Genomic DNA, 14,935 nt, shown 5'->3' with positions numbered 1-14,935 from the left:
CGATGCCGCCACCAGCGCGTGGTGATCTTGGTCCTCACGCGAGGTGGACGAGCATCTTGCCGGTGTTGGCGCCGGTGAGGACGCCGAGGAGGGCGGCGGGGGCTTGGTCGAGGCCCTCGTAGGTGGTTTCGGCGGTGCGGAGGGTGCCGTCGGCGAGCCAGGCAGCGGCCTTCGGGATGTACTCGGCGAACAGGGGGAGGTAGCTGGTCACGAGCATGCCCCGCAGGGTGAGTTCCTTGGTCGCCGCGAGGTAGAGGTCGGGGCTGGAATGGGTGGTCGTGCCGTTGTAGCCGCTGATGGCGCCGACCAGGGCGATGCGGCCGTGCTGATTGAGCGCCTCGATCGCGACCTTCAGGTGTTCACCGCCGACGCTGTCGAGGTACACGTCGATGCCGTCCGGTGCGGCTTCGGCGAGCTGCGCGGCGAGGTCACCGGCGCGGTAGTCGATCGCCGCGTCGAAACCGAACTCCTCGAGCACCTTTCGCGTCTTGACCGGGCCGCCCGCGGAACCGATCACCCGCTTCGCCCCGAGTGCCCTGGCGATCTGTCCCGCGACGCTGCCGACCGCGCCCGCTGCGGCCGAGATGAACACGGTGTCGCCTGGTTCCACCTTCGCCACGTCGGTCAGGGCGGCGTAGGCAGTGAGGCCGGTGGTGCCGAGAGCGCCCAGGAAGCGCTGTGGGGCAGCGAGTTCGGGATCGATGGGAGTGGCCGATGCCGCATCGACGACGGAGTGTTCGCGCCATCCTGCGAAGTGCGTCACCGTGGTCCCGACCGCGATCTCCGCTTTCGACGCGATCACCTCACCGACCGCCGAACCTTCCAGTGCCGCACCGATTTCGAACGGCGCGATGTAGGACGGCTTGTCGTCCATCCGGCCGCGCATGTACGGGTCGACCGACATCCAGGTGTTGCGCACCAGGATCTGACCCTCGGCGAGTTCGGGCAGCTCCCGCTCCACGAGGGCGAAGTCGGTGGCGACCGGCGCACCGTTCGGGCGGGCGGCGAGGTGGATTTCGCGGGTATGCGTCGGAATGGTCATGATCTAGCCTTCTTTCGAGGTCAGCCGGTGTTTTCTGACCGGTGAAGACCACGTTATGGCGGTCCGATCGCCGTTCCCAGGTCCGCGCACGCCACCACCCGGTCCTTACGCGCCAGGACCTGACAGGCCGGGTGCCGCGGGTCGCCGCACCAGGCGAGCGAGAGGATTCGCACCGACGAGTTCCGTGCGCTCGGCACGTCTGTATCGATGACAACCGTTTCGCCGGTGGGCGTCCCCGTTGTCGTCGTCACCCATCACGCCCCCGACGACGCCGCGCAGCGTTGGCCGAACATCACATTCGTCGGGGGCGTGGCCACCGCCGTCACCGAGGCCAAGCGGATCGCGGGGGACAAGAACGTCACCATCGCCAGTTCGACAAATCATTCAGCAGGCTCTCGACCTCGGCCTGAGCTACAAGGTCCGTCGCTGAACGACCACCGCCCGGCCCCTGCGCGACAGGACCGGGCGGTGGCGATCCGGGCTAGTCGGCCACGGGTGCGGGCACGAACTGTGCGGGCTTCTTTCGGGCCGCGAACTTCTCGTAGAGGAAGAAATATCCCTTCACGTATTGCCCCACGAGAATCGCGTTGATGATCGTTCCTTCGCGGATGAAATGTGGTGCGCCGAGGAACACCAGACCGATACCTGCCGAAAGCGCGAGCAGGGTGCAGTCGAAGACCGTCTTGATATTGCCCCATTTGCGGCCGGTCATCTGCTGGATGGTGTTCACGAACAGATCGATCGGCATCAGGATCAGATTCGCGCGGATCATCAGGAACAGGCCGAGCGCAAGCATCGCATCGGCGAAGACCAGCAGGACCAGGTTGGCCGTGTACGGCTCGAGATGGATCCATTCGGTGAGCCACAGATTGAGATCGAGGAGCAGGGCCAGGACCAGCGCCGGGATCATCGAGAGCAGATAGCTCGCCTTGAAGGCCTTCGGGCGGACCAGGAAGGTCAGCACGAGCATGATGACTTCGAGGATGAGGTTGTAATTGCCCTGACTCAGCGGTGTGAAGACCAGCGTCATGGTGCGGGTGAGGCTGCTCTGCGGGGAAATGCCGATCGCCGCCCTGATGGCCAGGCTGAGGCCGAGGGTGAGGATGTATATCCCGGCCACGTAGGTGATCCAGCGGCGCACCTTGTTCCCGTTGTCGATGACTGCCGCGTCTTTGTCGTGTTGCATAACGGTGGATCCCTTGCTCTGCGGTAGCCGAGGCTATTTCATGAAGCCGAAGCGGTCGAGCGAGATGAACAAAGTCAGCAGTTTGTTGACCACCGGTTCACCTTCGTTCTTGTTGCCGAGAACGGCCAGGGCGTTGTCGATCGCGCGGGTGGCTTCGACGAGTTCGGCGAGGTCCATATCGGCCATCACGCCGTAGAAGTCGAGCGGCAGCACAGCTTTCACCGCACCACCCTCGGTGACGACGCAACCGCCGACGAGACCGTCCAGGTGCTGGACGCTGCCGCACATCTCGGCGCTGTCGGCACCGACGACCACGAAATAGGCCTTCGGCGCGGGCCAGAACGTAGCGACCGCGCCGCCCTCGATCGAGACGCCTTTGAACAGTCCATTCACGATGTGCCGCTCCCCGTCGGCATAGCGCTGCACGACGGAGATCCGGTTGAGCCGCACACCCTCGTGCTCGGGCACGATCGAACCGTCGCGCACAGGCATCCAGACTTCCTGGGCGAACTTGAGGTGCCCGCGCCCGTAGACGTCGAAGAGCAGGACTTTCGCCCGCGTGCCGTCGTCGGAGACCTCGAGCGGTGTGAGGTCGAGCTGCTCGGGAAGCAGGTCGTCGAGACCGGGACGCGGTTGTTTGGCCAGCACCGAATAGTCGATGCGGACCGGATCGAGCAGCCGGCGGTCCTTCGCCATCAGCTTGCCGCCCTTGAAGACATAGCGCGGATTGATGCGCGAAAGGCTGTCGGTGAGCACGATGTCGGCGAACCGTCCCGGGCTCAGCGAACCGAGATCGCGATCCTTGTGGAAGGAGCGCGCGGCATACAGGGTGCCCATCTTGATCGCCTGAATCGGCGGCATCCCCATTTCGACGGCCAGCGAGATCACCCAGTCGATATGGCCCTGCCGCAACACCCGGTCCACCGAGATATTGTCGGCGCAGAGCTGGAAATTCTCGGCGGGCCAGCGACGTTTGACGATGGCGCGCAACATGGTTCGAATCACCTCCGGACTGCCGACCCCGAATTTGATCTGGGTGTTCAGGCCGTAGCGGATGCTTTTCTCGATATCGTCTTCGTTCCACACATCGTGGTTGTTGTCGACGCCGATGGCGGGCATGTAATTCAGCAGGGTGTCCGACAGCGCCGTCACGCCCCAGTGGCAGTTCACGAATCCCGCGTTGGCCCGGCCGAGTGCGGACTTGCGGAAATCCTCGGCATTGCCGGTCATATACGACAGGTGGGCGAGTTCACCCAGGCCGATGACCGGATCCATCTCCAGCATCGCCTCGGTGACTTCCGGTGTGGTCTTCTTCCCCGGTGCGAACGCGTAGAGCCGGTACGGGAGCTTGTCGTGGTCGGCGAACAGTGCCCGTGCCGCGTCGACGGCTTCCTTGCCCGCCGCACTGGCGAAGTCGAGCGTCTCCCCGAAAACCGTCGTGGTTCCGCTCGGCACGATCGCCTCGCCGAACGCCGCCGGATGTGCGAGCTGGGACTCGAAGTGCAGATGCACATCGATCAGGCCGGGTATCGCGTAAAGGCCACCACCGTCGAAGGATTCGCGGTAACGAATGGTGTCGTCGGGATTCAGCGCGATGATGCGTTCGCCGTGCACCAGCAGGGAACCGGGATAAACGGTTTCGCTGTGCACGTCGAGTATGTGCAGATTGTGGAGCAGCAGGTCGGCTTCCCGCCTGCCCTCCAGGATGTCGAAAATCGTTCGGACATGGGTTTCCTGATCGGCGACCGCGGCGGTTCCGGTGAAGGAGTCGGTTGTCGAATTCGATTGGGGCATCGGCGTCCTCATCTCGATATGTGTGCCTGTATTGATTGGACGCGACCGGCACTGTTGCCCACAAGCATTCGTTTTCGCACGACGTGTACTCAATTCTCGTACACTCTGCCGAGGAGGTGCGTGATGCTCCATTCACGATTGCTGCACTACATCGACGAGGTGGCTCGGCTCGGGTCCATTCGTGCGGCAGGCGCCCGGCTGCACGTCGCGCCCTCGGCGATCAACCGGCAGATCCTGCTGCTCGAGGCGGAGCTGGAACAGCCGCTGTTCGAGCGGTTGCCTCGCGGTATGCGCCTCACCCCGGCCGGCGAGGCGCTGGTCGCCCATATCCGGCAGACGCTGCGCCAATACCGGGAAACGGTCACCGATATCCGGGACCTGCGCGCCCTCGGCAGCGGCGAGGTGGTCATCGCCACCATGACGGGCCTGGCCAGCAGCGTCGTCGCCACCGCCGCCGCGAGCTTCCGGGCTCGGCACCCGCAGATCCGGATCTCGATCCGCACCATGTCGACCCTCGACATCGTCGGGGCCATCGAGAACAGCGAAGCCGACCTGGGCCTCGGCTTCAATATCCCCGCCTCGGCCCAGCTGGAGGTCTGCTGGCAGATGAACACCCGGCTGGGAGTTGTTGTCTCACCCCATCATCCGCTCGCGCCGATGGACACCGTCCCGCTCGCCCAGTGCACGCCGTTTCCGTTGATCTTCGCCGACCGGTCCATGGTGATCCACGGCATCGTCGCCGAAGCATTCACCAATGCGGGCCTCGATATCCAACCGGCTTTCCACACCAATTCCATCGAAACGATGAAGCGGCTCGCCATGTCCGGCGACGCCATAGCCTTCCTCAGCGAATTCGACATCGCCGAGGAACTCCGCGACGGGCGGCTGCTCTTCCGTCAGGTTCGAGACGCGTTCAGCCTCAACATCATCTCCCTCGTGCGCCGCGAGAAGCACGCGCACGGGCTGGCCGGCTTTCTGCTCGCCGACGAGATCGGGAAGACCTTGCGGCCGGGTGCGTCAGCGCGCGACGGTGGGCGGGGTTCCGGTCCAGCGGTGGAAGGCTTTGCGGAGGGCGCGGTCGTCGGTGAAGGCCAAGTGGCGGGCGATGGTTGAGGTGGTGAGGCCCTGGGAGAGCATGGTTTTCGCGCGCTCGTAGCGGAGGCGGTCCAGTTCGTCGCGCCAGGTGGTGCCCTGTTCGGCGAGGTGGCGTTGCAGGGAGCGTTCGCTCATGGCCAGGGCCTTCGCGACGCGGGCGAGGGTGGGGTCGGCGGCGTCCAAGGCAGACGCGAGGGCGATGCGGAACGCGTCGAGGGGGTCGGCGACGGTGCGTGCGGACGCGAGGACGAGGTCGGCGTGGCTGCGCATCAGGTCGGCGAGCATCGGGTCGGCGCGGGGGAGTGGGGCGTTGGCATCGTCGGCGTGGAACGTGATCGAGTCGGCGTCGGCACCGAATTCGATGGTGCGCGTACCGAATACGTCGATCAGGTGATGGTGGTCCGGTGGCGCCGGATGGCCGAAGGTCACCTTCGCCGGGACAAGCGGGCGGCCGGTCGCCTCGCGGGCGCGGCGCAGGTAATAAGCCAGAACGTATTCGTTGACCGTCGACGCGACCACCGGGTCGCTCGCCGATGTGCGATAGCCGATGGTGAGATCGGCTTCGCCGGACAGGTCGAAACCTTCGGCAGCCGCGGTAACCAGGCGGTGGTACGGCTGGGCAGCGCGCAACGAATCCACCAGTGTCGCACCGGTTGTCACCAGGTAATCCCAGGTGTTCAAAGTGCCGAGCGGTGCGGCCTCGGCTACCGCGGCGCCCGCGCCGGGCCGCGCGATGAGCTCCCACAGCTGAAGCAGCGAACTCATCGGCAGCCGATTCAGCTCACCACGCAACACCACGTCGTCGGTGCCGGGTACGCGCACCAGCTGTTCCTCGGCCACCCCGAACCGCCGCGCCGACTGAACCAGCAGACGCACCAGATGGACCGAAACGGTGCCGTCGACCCGGCTGCCGATCTCCGCTCGGCCCCCTGATCCCGCGCCGCTCACCCCGCCGACAGTACCGTTCGGTCCGCCTCGATCGAGGTCGGGCGCGGCCAGTTGTGGCCCGCCGAACGCTCGAGCGCAACCCGCGCCACCACGTTCGCCGAGGTCACGTGGAGTCCGCGGTCAGTCTTTGGAGTGTCGACCCCCGTCAGGGACGGGCGGCGCACCGGGTTCACGAAAGGTCAAGCGTGGCGGCTTGTAGATGCGGGATACATACGCGTAGCGCATGTCTCGTCCTCCCGGACGGGACACGACTCCATACTTGGCCGGATCACCGGCGAACCAGATCTCGCGAGTGCCATGGTTGACCAGTTTTCCCCGGTCCCACGCCCACGTGCTGAGCAGGAGTGTGCTCACTGTTTCGCCGTGCGGGCCGAGCAGGTCCACCCACTCGTAGCGGGTACCGGACACGTACCGGATCCGCCACACAGTCCACGGGTTCCGCAGGGCTTTGCGGCGGCGCCGATTGATCCACAGGAAGCACCCACCGAACATCGTCCCGATGATGAAGTACTGCGAGACCAAGATCGCCACGTCATTGTCTTTGCTGATCAATACGACGGTCAGTGGTCCGCTGGCCAGCGCGGTGAGTAGCAACGGCCACCGAATCCACCAATTGTGGCGCAACGCTCGCCTGGTCGGTGGAAACTTCCGAGCCGGTCCTGGGGGCGGTGGAACGTCCATCGCGGGTGGCCGGTTCACAGGTCAAGACTCGGGGTCGTCGAAGAGGCTACGAATTCGAGACTCGCCGCCATTCCGAACAGCATGGGTCGTACTTCTGTGCGTGCCGATACCGCAGTACACGGCACTGCGCCCGGCAAGCGCCTCCAGCATGAATTCGAGTGTGCCGAGAGTTTCGGCTCGACCATTTTCGCCCCGCCCCGTCCGATGTCTCGCAGCACGATATAGCCGGTCCGGGCGCCCGGCAAACCTCCAGCCCGGCACCTGGCCTCGCTCGCCCGTGCGTATGTGGGCGCCCGGCATCCGCACGAGAGCCGCACTCGCACCTGCCGATGGCGGGACAACCGGTGCGCGGGTGATCCGGTTGCGGCCGATCGTCGGCGGTCCCCGGTACCGCTCGGTCTGCTCGGGCGGGTGAGTGCGCGAGCGCATCTCACCGAAGTGGGGGACGGGTGGGTGAACTCCCCGAAACAGAGTTAGGCTCGGTGACGTGACTTCCCACTACGATGTCGTCGTTCTCGGCGCTGGTCCCGGCGGATATGTCGCCGCGATCCGTGCCGCTCAACTCGGCCTGCGAACAGCGATTGTCGAGCAGAAATACTGGGGTGGCGTGTGCCTGAACGTGGGCTGCATCCCGTCCAAGGCACTGCTGCGCAACGCCGAACTGGCCCACATTTTCCACAAGGAAGCCAAGACCTTCGGCATCTCCGGTGAGGTCAGCTTCGACTTCGGCGCCGCCTTCGACCGCAGCCGCAAGGTGGCCGACGGTCGCGTCAAGGGCGTGCACTTCCTGATGAAGAAGAACAAGATCGACGAGTTCGACGGTCTCGGCACCTTCACCGGCCCGAACTCGCTCGACGTCGCCCTCACCAAGGGCGGCAACGAGTCGATCAGCTTCGACAACGTCATCATCGCCACCGGCACCACGACCAAGCTGCTACCCGGCACCCAGCTGTCGGAGAACGTGGTCACCTACGAGGAGCAGATCCTCACCCGCGACCTGCCGGGTTCGATCCTCATCGTCGGCGCGGGCGCCATCGGCATGGAGTTCGCCTACGTCCTGAAGAACTACGGCGTCGACGTGCGGATCGTCGAATTCCTCGACCGGGCCCTGCCCAACGAGGACGTCGACGTGTCCAAGGAGATCACCAAGCAGTACAAGAAGCTCGGCATCACCATCACCACCGGTGCGGCCGTGCAGTCGATCGACGACGACGGGTCCAAGGTCACCGTCCAGATCAAGGACAACAAGTCCGGCAACGTCGAGACCGTCACCGTCGACAAGGTGCTGCAGGCCGTCGGCTTCGCGCCGCGGGTGGAGGGCTACGGCCTCGAGACCACCGGCGTGCAGCTCACCGACCGCGGCGCCATCGCGATCGACGACTACATGCGCACCAACGTGGGGCACATCTACGCCATCGGTGACGTCACCGCCAAGCTGCAGCTGGCCCACGTGGCCGAGGCGCAGGGCGTGGTCGCGGCCGAGACCATCGGCGGCGCCGAGACCATGCCGCTGGGCGACTACCGGATGATGCCGCGCGCCACCTTCTGCCAGCCGCAGGTCGCCAGCTTCGGCCTCACCGAGCAGCAGGCCCGCGACGAAGGCTACGACGTGAAGGTGGCGACCTTCCCGTTCACCGCCAACGGCAAGGCCCACGGCCTGGCCGACCCGACCGGCTTCGTGAAGCTGATCGCCGACAACACGCACGGCGAACTCATCGGCGGCCACCTCATCGGCCCCGATGTCTCCGAGCTGCTGCCGGAACTCACGCTGGCCCAGAAGTGGGACCTCACGGTCAACGAGCTGGCCCGCAACGTACACACCCATCCCACGCTCAGCGAGGCGTTGCAGGAAGCGATCCATGGCCTCGCCGGCCACATGATCAACTTCTGAGTAGCAGATCCCGAGGGGCGGTTCGCGCAGCGGCCGCCCCTCGCTCATGCCCGGAACTACCGGGTTTCTATTTCTTTTCGGCCAAATCGCGGAGTTTGATTTGGTGAATCTTCTTTTGTGGTCGATGATGCGTTAGCACCTTCTGGTGGTTGTTCCTGGCTCGTGTTCGAACTGTTCGTGTTCCATGAGATGGTCCCCTCGCCCCGGTCGACACGCGGGTGGCGGGCACGGTTGAGAGGCAACTGAGAACCCATGAGCAAGCGCATTCTCGGATGGATGGCACGTGTGGCGGCTCTGGTCGCGGCGGCTGGATCGGTTGCCGTGGCTCCCGCAGCGGCGGAACCTCTTTTCCCTGGTGGACCCGATATTCCGGGTGTCCCCTCCGTGATTCCGACGGCGTCGCCCTGCCCGGTGGTCGAGGCGAGGGCGTGCATGCGGCTGTCGACGAACGAGGCATGGCTGGTCGACAACGGGCGGGTGGTCTTCGGGCCGACACCGATCTCGCACGGAATGGCGGGCTTCGAAACTCCGCCCGCGGTGACCCGCATTTCCTTCAAGCGGGAATTCCACTGGAGCACCATGCACGACGCACCGATGCGGTGGGCGACATTCTTCAACGGCGACATGGCTTTCCACGTCGGCCCGGTCACCTCGAAGTCGCACGGTTGCGTCCGCATGACCGAAGACGGCGCTCACCGATTCTTCGACTACTTGAACCCCGGCGACATCACGCAAGTAATCCCCTGATCAACGCACGAACATGGGCAACTCACCGGGTACGGGCTAACCTGACCCGGTGAGTTTCCGTCGGCCGCCGACCCCATCCGCCCCGTCCTCCAGTCGGGCCAAAATACGCGGAGGGGCGGTACGGAAATGGTTGACGGGTGCGGCCGCGGTGCTTGTCGTCGTGGTCGCGGTGGTGGCGGGGCTTTATGTGCTGATGAATTCGCGCACCTACCAGCTCACCGGCGAACTCGTGAACCGCGTCGAAACCCAGGACAAGGTCGTCGCCCTCACCTTCGACGACGGACCGACCGAACGCACGCCGGAAATCCTGCGGACGCTGGCCGAATTGCAGGTGCCCGCCACGTTCTATCTCGTCGGTGACGATCTCGCCGCGCGTCCCGAATGGGGGCAGGCGATCGCGGCGGCGGGACACGAAATCGGCAATCACACCTACACGCATCGCCGCATGGTGCTGGTTTCGGGCGACACCGTGCGTGACGAGATCGAACGCACCGACACCGAGATCCGGCGCACCGGCTATCAGGGGCCGATCACCTTCCGCCCGCCCTACGGCAAGAAGCTCTACGGGCTGCCGAAATACCTCGCCGACCACGACCGCACCACGGTGACCTGGGATGTCGAACCCGATTCCGCGGGCGGCGTCGACCGTGACACCGTGCTCGCCACGACCCTCGAACAGACCCGGCCCGGTTCCATCGTGCTGCTGCACGTCATGCACGGCACCGAATCGGCGGCCGCCCTGCCGGGCATCGTCACCGGCTTGCGCGCACAGGGATACCGGTTCGCCACCGTCTCCGAACTGCTGGCGAAGAACTAGCCGTTGCCGCGGTAGCCGGAGCGCGCCGCCTGCACCGTGTCGATATTGGTTTCGAGGACCTCGATCAGCGCGTGCAGCCGGTCGGCCACCTGCGTGCCCAGCTCGGTGAGGGTGTATTCCACGCGCGGCGGAATGGCCTCGAGGACTTCGCGATGCACCATGCCGTCACGCTCGAGGGCCTGCAGGGTCTGCGACAGCATGCGCTCGCTCACCCCGTCGACCCGCCTGCGTAGCGCGCTGAAGCGGAAAGGGCCCTCCCGCAGCGCCACCAGGGCGAGCACACCCCACCGGCTCGCGACGTTCTGCAGCACCGACCTGGACGCGCAGTCGCGCGCGAAGACGTCGGCTTCCAGCGTCTGATCGTCGTCGAGGTGCTGCTCACTCATACCGGTGATCTTACCCTCCTTGACGACAGCGCCTACTGAATGCATAGTGCTTACTAATAGTTAGTGCATGTCGATCAGTTCGGAGGAAGTCATGACTGTTGCGGTGGCCGGAGCGAGTGGACAGCTGGGCAGGCTCGTCGTCGAGGCGTTGGTGGCGGCGGGTGAGCGGCCGGTGGCGATCGTGCGGGATCCGGCGAAGGCGGCCGATCTCGATGTCGAAGTACGCCGGGCGTCCTATGACGACGCGGCAGCACTCGATGCCGCGCTGGTCGGTGTCGACCGGTTGCTGCTCATCTCGGGCAACGAGTTCGGTGCGCGGGTCGCCCAGCACACCACCGTGATTCGAGCGGCCGAACGCGCGGGCGTCGAGCTGCTGGCCTACACGAGCATCCCGCAGGCCGAGGTGAACCCGATGATCCTGGCCGCCGAACATCGCGGCACCGAAGAGGTGCTCGCGGGTGCGTCGGTGCCGACGGTGCTGCTGCGCAACAGCTGGTACTGGGAGAACTACAGCCAGGCCGCGGCCCTCGCCGCGCGGACCGGCGTGCTGCACGGCGCGATGGACGAGGGTCGCGTCTCGGGTGCGGCCCGGGCCGACTACGCCGAGGCCGCCGCCCGCGTCCTCACCGGCGACGGGCACGCGGGCCGCGTCTACGAGCTGGGTGGCGACGAGGCCCTGTCCGGCCCCGACCTGGCCGCCGCGATCGGTGCCGCCACCGGCGCGACTGTGCGCTACGAGAACCTGCCGGTCAGCGACTACGCTGCCACGCTGCACGCCGGGGGCGTGGACGAGCAGTTCGCCACGGTCCTCGCCGACTCGGACGCAGGCATCGCACAGGGCTTCCTCGAGGTGCGCACCGGCGACCTCGCCAAGCTCCTCGGCCGCCCGGCCACCCCGGCAGCCTCGGTCTTCGCGCCCGCCTGAGCCCCGGGCCCCCGAGGTTTCCATCGGCTTCAACCGGACCCTGTGCGGTCCCCGTCCAGCAAAGCTCAGTGCCGACGGGGACCGGCGGCGCACCCGTTAGAAGGTGACCGGCGTCCGGGGGCGGCCCAAGTGCCCGGTGACGTCCCCGGTCCGCACCGCTACAGTGCGGAGCGTGGCTCATGAAACTCCCCGTCGACGCGCGCACACCTACCTGAGCGGTTTGTTGTTCGTGGTCGGTGTCCTGCATTTCGTCGCGCCGAAGCTGTTCGACGGCATCGTTCCCAAGCAGTTGCCCGGCGAACCCCGGGCCTATACCTACGGCTCCGGGGTCGCCGAGCTCGGGGTGGCGACGGCGCTGGCGGTGCCGAGGACCAGGCGTTTCGGCGGGTGGCTCGCCGCCGGCCTGTTCGTCGCCGTCTTCCCCGCCAATGTGCAGATGACCGTCGACGTGCTCGGCAACCCCAAGTCCTCGCCCGCTTTCAAGGCCGGGGTGATCGCGCGGTTGCCGCTGCAGATTCCGCTGATCGTGGCCGCGTTGCGGGTCGCGCGCCGCTGATCACACCCACTGCACGAGCTGGATGACCACCCCGTTGGGGTCGGTCATCTGGAAGTAGCGCTCGCCCCATTCCTCGGTTTCGATGGGCGTCTCGATCGGGACGCCCGCGCCGCGCAATCGCTCGTATTCGCTGTCGATGTCGTCGACCACGAAGACCACGAGCACACCCTCGCCCGCGCTGCCCGCGATGCGCGCCGGCTTGAACGACTTCAAGCCGGTGCGCAGGTAGATGACGTCCATGCCCGCGTCGGGCCGCCCGACGCTGACGAACCCGTCGGCGGCCATGTTCTCGGTGAAACCGAGGTGGTCGATGAGGAACTGGGCCGACGCCTGCGGGTCGTCCACATTGAGCGAGACGGCGGAAGCGGTGATCTGCATGGACTCTCCTCGATGACGTTATTCCGTACTTTGTACGCTTTTAGTCTGCGAAGAATGACCACGCACCGCTCTATGAGCTGGATCACACCTTGAAGATGTCGCGTTCGATCCGCAGCGTGGTGATGGTCGACGCCAGGCCCTCGTACTGGTTGACGAGCAACACGATCTCGATGAGCAACCGCTCGTCGTAGTGCGCGGCCAGCTCCGCCCACGCCGCGTCGTCGATATCGCGGGTGGTCACCAGCCGGTCGGTCGCGGTGAGCAGCGCCCGCTGACGCGGCGTCCACCCCTCCGCCTCCGGCCCCGCCGCCACGCGGTCCACCTCGACCGCCGTGAGTCCGGCCTTGCGCCCGAGCCGGCGATGATGGTCGGCCTCGTAACCGCAGTCGCGCAGATGCGCCACCCGCAGAATCACCAATTCGGCCTCCGCGCGCGGCAATCGCCCACCGGGCATGAGCTTGCCGGAGAAATGCAGCCAACCCCGGAACAGCCCACGTGTGCGACCGAGCGTGCTGAAAAGGTGGGCGTCCGCCGTGCCCGCCGCGCGAGAAAGTACCTGCCAGACAACCCAGTTGATCGGTCCGAGTTCGCCCAACCGGCCGGGGGAAATGCGTGGTAGGGGCGTTGCGGCCATCGTCGTCCACCTCGTCTTATCGCTCGGTTCCGTCGGAATCGACAGCGTACTCGGCGGTACGCGCGCACGGTGGCGAGTCGGTTTTTCTTTGGTTTCCAGTGGTTTTCGGAACAGTTGCGCGTCATGATTTGGGTACCGCAGCGCGCAGCGGCGGTGAGGTCGCAGCAGTGGTAGGGGAACATCGCAATGCTGGTTCGGATCAGGCCGGGCGCGGAACTCACCGGCGCCGAGCGGGAGTTCGTCGAATGCCTGAGCGCCTATCCGAGCCCGGGGCTCGCCCTGATCGACCCACAGGTGGGGGATCGGCGCCTCGACGCGGTGGTGGTGACGCCACGGGGGATCACGGTGCTCGACGTGTTGGGATTCCGGCGACGGCAGAGCGGTTTGCTTGCCCTGTCGAATACGGGGGCGTGGACGATCAGTGACAGTCCGCTGGAGTTGGAGGCCGGACCGTCGAGCGGGCTGACCGACCGGCTCGAACACGGTGTGCACGCGGTGCGGGTGGCGCTGGAACACGCGCTGCAGGAGAGCAGGCATGTGTGCGGCGCGGTGGTGCTCGTGCCGTACCGGGGTGTGGTGGTTCGACCGGCGCGCACCGCCTTACGTCCGGGCCTCGACGTGCTGGTCGCCAATACCGTAGACGCGCACGAACTGCGCGTCTACCTGGAGAACTTCTCGGTCGGCCCGCGCGAATGGACCGTCGAGCGGGTGCTAAACACTTGCGCCGCCCTCGGCTTGGCCGACCTCGCCCCCACCCGTACCGAGCTCACCGACGACGGCTTCCCGGCCAAACGCCCCGACCCGGCACCGCGCGCCCCACGCCCCCGTCGTGTCGAACCGCCCGCCCCGCCGACCGAACCGGCCAAGGAGGGCAAACTGGCAGGTTTGATCGTGTTCGGACTGGCTGTGCTCGGCATGCTGATCGTGCTGGTGATGGTGATCCTGGCCCTGCTCACCGACTCACCGTCCCCACGAACGGTCTCCGACATCACCGAGTCGACCACACCCGCCCCGGTCACCGTCACGCATCGTCCCGCCCACTGTTGGCCGTTCCAGTCCGACTGCTGACTCCCGTCCGACACCGCCGCACCATCGTGGCTCGGGCCGAGCTACGACCTGCCCGGTTGGCATCGACATCGCGACGCAACCGTCAATCACGCACAGTCCCACCGAGTTTCGTGAAGGCGATAGCCTGCTCGGCCCGCGCCCGCACATGCACACAGGATGCGGTGATGTGGGTGACGAGGGTGTGCATGGCGCGCTCGCGGCGTCCCGCCAGCACGTGCTCGGCGATGGCGATGTGCTCGGTGGTCATCGCCGCGACCCGGTCGGTGGTCGGCACGTCCATCGTGCGCACGGGGCGGACCCGGATGTAGACGGCACTCAGCGCTTCGGCGAGGGCCGAATTGCCCGCTGCCCGAAGCAGTTCGGTGTGGAACTGCTCATCGGCGGCGACCAGCTCTGGGCCCGGGCGAGGCGGCGTGTCCCTGAATTCCTGCCAGCGCGTGAGTTCCGTGCGGACGGCGGCCAGGTCGTGTCCGGCCGGGGCCGCCGCCGAACCGAGCACCAAACGTTGAAACCCGCGTGTCTCCAGCACCATTCGCAACTCGAACAGCTCGTCGAGTTCGGCCAGCCGTGGCCGGTACAGGTACAGCCCCTCCGGATGCCGCTGCACCAGCCCGTCGGCCTGCAACCGGGCCAGCGCCTCGCGCACCGGAGTGCGCGAGACGCCGTAGCGCCGGGCCAGCCGTTCGGCGCGCAACCGCTCGGCCGGTGCGAGCCGACCGGTCGCCAGGTCGTCACGCAGCGATTCGTACACGCGGTCGGCCAGCGAAACCCGCCCACCCCTGCCCAT

Annotated in this window: 16 protein-coding genes; 7 read left to right on the top strand and 9 right to left on the bottom strand. The window is 66.4% G+C overall.

Annotated elements, in window-relative coordinates; all coding sequences use genetic code 11:
- Nucleotides 1-34: 34 nt before the first annotated feature.
- From AB0I19_RS18630 to AB0I19_RS18620, 3 genes are all read right to left on the bottom strand, one after another.
- Nucleotides 35-1,042 carry an NADP-dependent oxidoreductase gene (locus tag AB0I19_RS18630; protein ID WP_357150276.1) on the bottom strand — a complete coding sequence of 336 codons (1,008 nt, stop codon included), beginning with the start codon at nucleotides 1,040-1,042 and terminating at the stop codon, nucleotides 35-37.
- A gap of 481 nt (nucleotides 1,043-1,523) precedes the next feature.
- Nucleotides 1,524-2,228, bottom strand: a complete 705-nt coding sequence (locus AB0I19_RS18625; RefSeq protein WP_357150275.1) for a DUF6198 family protein — start codon at nucleotides 2,226-2,228, stop codon at nucleotides 1,524-1,526.
- 33 nt (nucleotides 2,229-2,261) lie between these two features.
- The gene (locus AB0I19_RS18620; protein WP_357150274.1) at nucleotides 2,262-4,022 is read right to left on the bottom strand and encodes an adenine deaminase C-terminal domain-containing protein; all 1,761 of its coding nucleotides are present in this window, start codon (nucleotides 4,020-4,022) and stop codon (nucleotides 2,262-2,264) included.
- Between the two features lie 123 nt (nucleotides 4,023-4,145).
- Between AB0I19_RS18620 and AB0I19_RS18615 the strand changes: the two genes are divergently transcribed.
- Complete coding sequence (locus AB0I19_RS18615; protein WP_357150273.1) at nucleotides 4,146-5,135, top strand: LysR family transcriptional regulator; 990 nt, start codon at nucleotides 4,146-4,148, stop codon at nucleotides 5,133-5,135.
- Here AB0I19_RS18615 and AB0I19_RS18610 read toward each other — a convergent pair.
- Nucleotides 5,040-6,065 carry an AraC family transcriptional regulator ligand-binding domain-containing protein gene (locus AB0I19_RS18610; protein WP_357150272.1) on the bottom strand — a complete coding sequence of 342 codons (1,026 nt, stop codon included), beginning with the start codon at nucleotides 6,063-6,065 and terminating at the stop codon, nucleotides 5,040-5,042. The genes AB0I19_RS18615 and AB0I19_RS18610 overlap by 96 nt on opposite strands.
- A gap of 120 nt (nucleotides 6,066-6,185) precedes the next feature.
- On the bottom strand, nucleotides 6,186-6,596 hold the full coding sequence (locus AB0I19_RS18605) for a hypothetical protein (protein WP_357150271.1): 411 nt from the start codon (nucleotides 6,594-6,596) through the stop codon (nucleotides 6,186-6,188).
- A gap of 637 nt (nucleotides 6,597-7,233) precedes the next feature.
- Between AB0I19_RS18605 and lpdA the strand changes: the two genes are divergently transcribed.
- The 3 genes from lpdA to AB0I19_RS18590 all read left to right on the top strand — a co-directional run bounded on the left by lpdA (nucleotide 7,234) and on the right by AB0I19_RS18590 (nucleotide 10,201).
- Nucleotides 7,234-8,637 (top strand): dihydrolipoyl dehydrogenase, encoded by a 1,404-nt coding sequence (gene lpdA, locus AB0I19_RS18600; RefSeq protein ID WP_357150270.1) that lies wholly within the window; start codon nucleotides 7,234-7,236, stop codon nucleotides 8,635-8,637.
- 432 nt (nucleotides 8,638-9,069) lie between these two features.
- Nucleotides 9,070-9,384: a L,D-transpeptidase gene (locus AB0I19_RS18595; protein WP_225278427.1), complete on the top strand. Its 315-nt coding sequence runs from the start codon at nucleotides 9,070-9,072 to the stop codon at nucleotides 9,382-9,384.
- A gap of 130 nt (nucleotides 9,385-9,514) precedes the next feature.
- A complete protein-coding gene (locus AB0I19_RS18590; RefSeq protein WP_357150269.1) occupies nucleotides 9,515-10,201 on the top strand; it encodes a polysaccharide deacetylase family protein in 687 nt (228 codons plus the stop codon).
- Here the strand turns inward: AB0I19_RS18590 and AB0I19_RS18585 are convergent.
- Complete coding sequence (locus AB0I19_RS18585) at nucleotides 10,198-10,587, bottom strand: helix-turn-helix domain-containing protein (protein ID WP_357150268.1); 390 nt, start codon at nucleotides 10,585-10,587, stop codon at nucleotides 10,198-10,200. The two genes, AB0I19_RS18590 and AB0I19_RS18585, sit on opposite strands and share 4 nt — an antisense overlap.
- 91 nt (nucleotides 10,588-10,678) lie before the next feature.
- On the opposite strand from AB0I19_RS18585, the gene AB0I19_RS18580 reads away from it, so the two are divergent.
- Both AB0I19_RS18580 and AB0I19_RS18575 read left to right on the top strand, forming a co-directional pair.
- Entirely contained in the window at nucleotides 10,679-11,512 is an 834-nt protein-coding gene (locus tag AB0I19_RS18580; RefSeq protein WP_357150421.1) for an NmrA family NAD(P)-binding protein, read from the top strand.
- A gap of 172 nt (nucleotides 11,513-11,684) precedes the next feature.
- Nucleotides 11,685-12,068, top strand: coding sequence for a hypothetical protein (locus tag AB0I19_RS18575; RefSeq protein WP_084457356.1), 384 nt, complete (start codon nucleotides 11,685-11,687; stop codon nucleotides 12,066-12,068).
- Here the strand turns inward: AB0I19_RS18575 and AB0I19_RS18570 are convergent, their stop codons facing one another.
- Together AB0I19_RS18570 and AB0I19_RS18565 are read right to left on the bottom strand one after the other, a co-directional pair.
- Nucleotides 12,069-12,446 (bottom strand): VOC family protein, encoded by a 378-nt coding sequence (locus AB0I19_RS18570; protein WP_067641979.1) that lies wholly within the window; start codon nucleotides 12,444-12,446, stop codon nucleotides 12,069-12,071.
- Between the two features lie 82 nt (nucleotides 12,447-12,528).
- Complete coding sequence (locus tag AB0I19_RS18565; RefSeq protein ID WP_357150267.1) at nucleotides 12,529-13,080, bottom strand: carboxymuconolactone decarboxylase family protein; 552 nt, start codon at nucleotides 13,078-13,080, stop codon at nucleotides 12,529-12,531.
- 186 nt (nucleotides 13,081-13,266) lie between these two features.
- On the opposite strand from AB0I19_RS18565, the gene AB0I19_RS18560 reads away from it, so the two are divergent.
- Nucleotides 13,267-14,148 carry an NERD domain-containing protein gene (locus tag AB0I19_RS18560; RefSeq protein WP_357150266.1) on the top strand — a complete coding sequence of 294 codons (882 nt, stop codon included), beginning with the start codon at nucleotides 13,267-13,269 and terminating at the stop codon, nucleotides 14,146-14,148.
- An 82-nt stretch (nucleotides 14,149-14,230) separates the two neighbouring features.
- Here the strand turns inward: AB0I19_RS18560 and AB0I19_RS18555 are convergent, their stop codons facing one another.
- Nucleotides 14,231-14,935 (bottom strand): GntR family transcriptional regulator, encoded by a 705-nt coding sequence (locus tag AB0I19_RS18555; RefSeq protein WP_357150265.1) that lies wholly within the window; start codon nucleotides 14,933-14,935, stop codon nucleotides 14,231-14,233.

Source organism: Nocardia sp. NPDC050413 (assembly GCF_040655475.1).
GTDB lineage: Bacteria > Actinomycetota > Actinomycetes > Mycobacteriales > Mycobacteriaceae > Nocardia > Nocardia coubleae.
This window is presented reverse-complemented; position numbering and strand designations above follow the sequence as displayed.

Excerpts from the sequence above, each read along its gene's own strand:
- AB0I19_RS18560 (WP_357150266.1), top strand. The coding sequence starts at position 13,267 with ATGCTGGTTCGGATCAGGCCGGGCGCGGAACTCACCGGCGCCGAGCGG.
- AB0I19_RS18630 (WP_357150276.1), bottom strand. The coding sequence starts at position 1,042 with ATGACCATTCCGACGCATACCCGCGAAATCCACCTCGCCGCCCGCCCG.
- AB0I19_RS18625 (WP_357150275.1), bottom strand. The coding sequence starts at position 2,228 with ATGCAACACGACAAAGACGCGGCAGTCATCGACAACGGGAACAAGGTG.
- AB0I19_RS18555 (WP_357150265.1), bottom strand. The coding sequence starts at position 14,935 with ATGGGCAGGGGTGGGCGGGTTTCGCTGGCCGACCGCGTGTACGAATCG.
- AB0I19_RS18570 (WP_067641979.1), bottom strand. The coding sequence starts at position 12,446 with ATGCAGATCACCGCTTCCGCCGTCTCGCTCAATGTGGACGACCCGCAG.
- AB0I19_RS18585 (WP_357150268.1), bottom strand. The coding sequence starts at position 10,587 with ATGAGTGAGCAGCACCTCGACGACGATCAGACGCTGGAAGCCGACGTC.
- AB0I19_RS18620 (WP_357150274.1), bottom strand. The coding sequence starts at position 4,022 with ATGCCCCAATCGAATTCGACAACCGACTCCTTCACCGGAACCGCCGCG.
- AB0I19_RS18580 (WP_357150421.1), top strand. The coding sequence starts at position 10,679 with ATGACTGTTGCGGTGGCCGGAGCGAGTGGACAGCTGGGCAGGCTCGTC.
- AB0I19_RS18565 (WP_357150267.1), bottom strand. The coding sequence starts at position 13,080 with ATGGCCGCAACGCCCCTACCACGCATTTCCCCCGGCCGGTTGGGCGAA.
- AB0I19_RS18595 (WP_225278427.1), top strand. The coding sequence starts at position 9,070 with ATGCGGCTGTCGACGAACGAGGCATGGCTGGTCGACAACGGGCGGGTG.
- AB0I19_RS18615 (WP_357150273.1), top strand. The coding sequence starts at position 4,146 with ATGCTCCATTCACGATTGCTGCACTACATCGACGAGGTGGCTCGGCTC.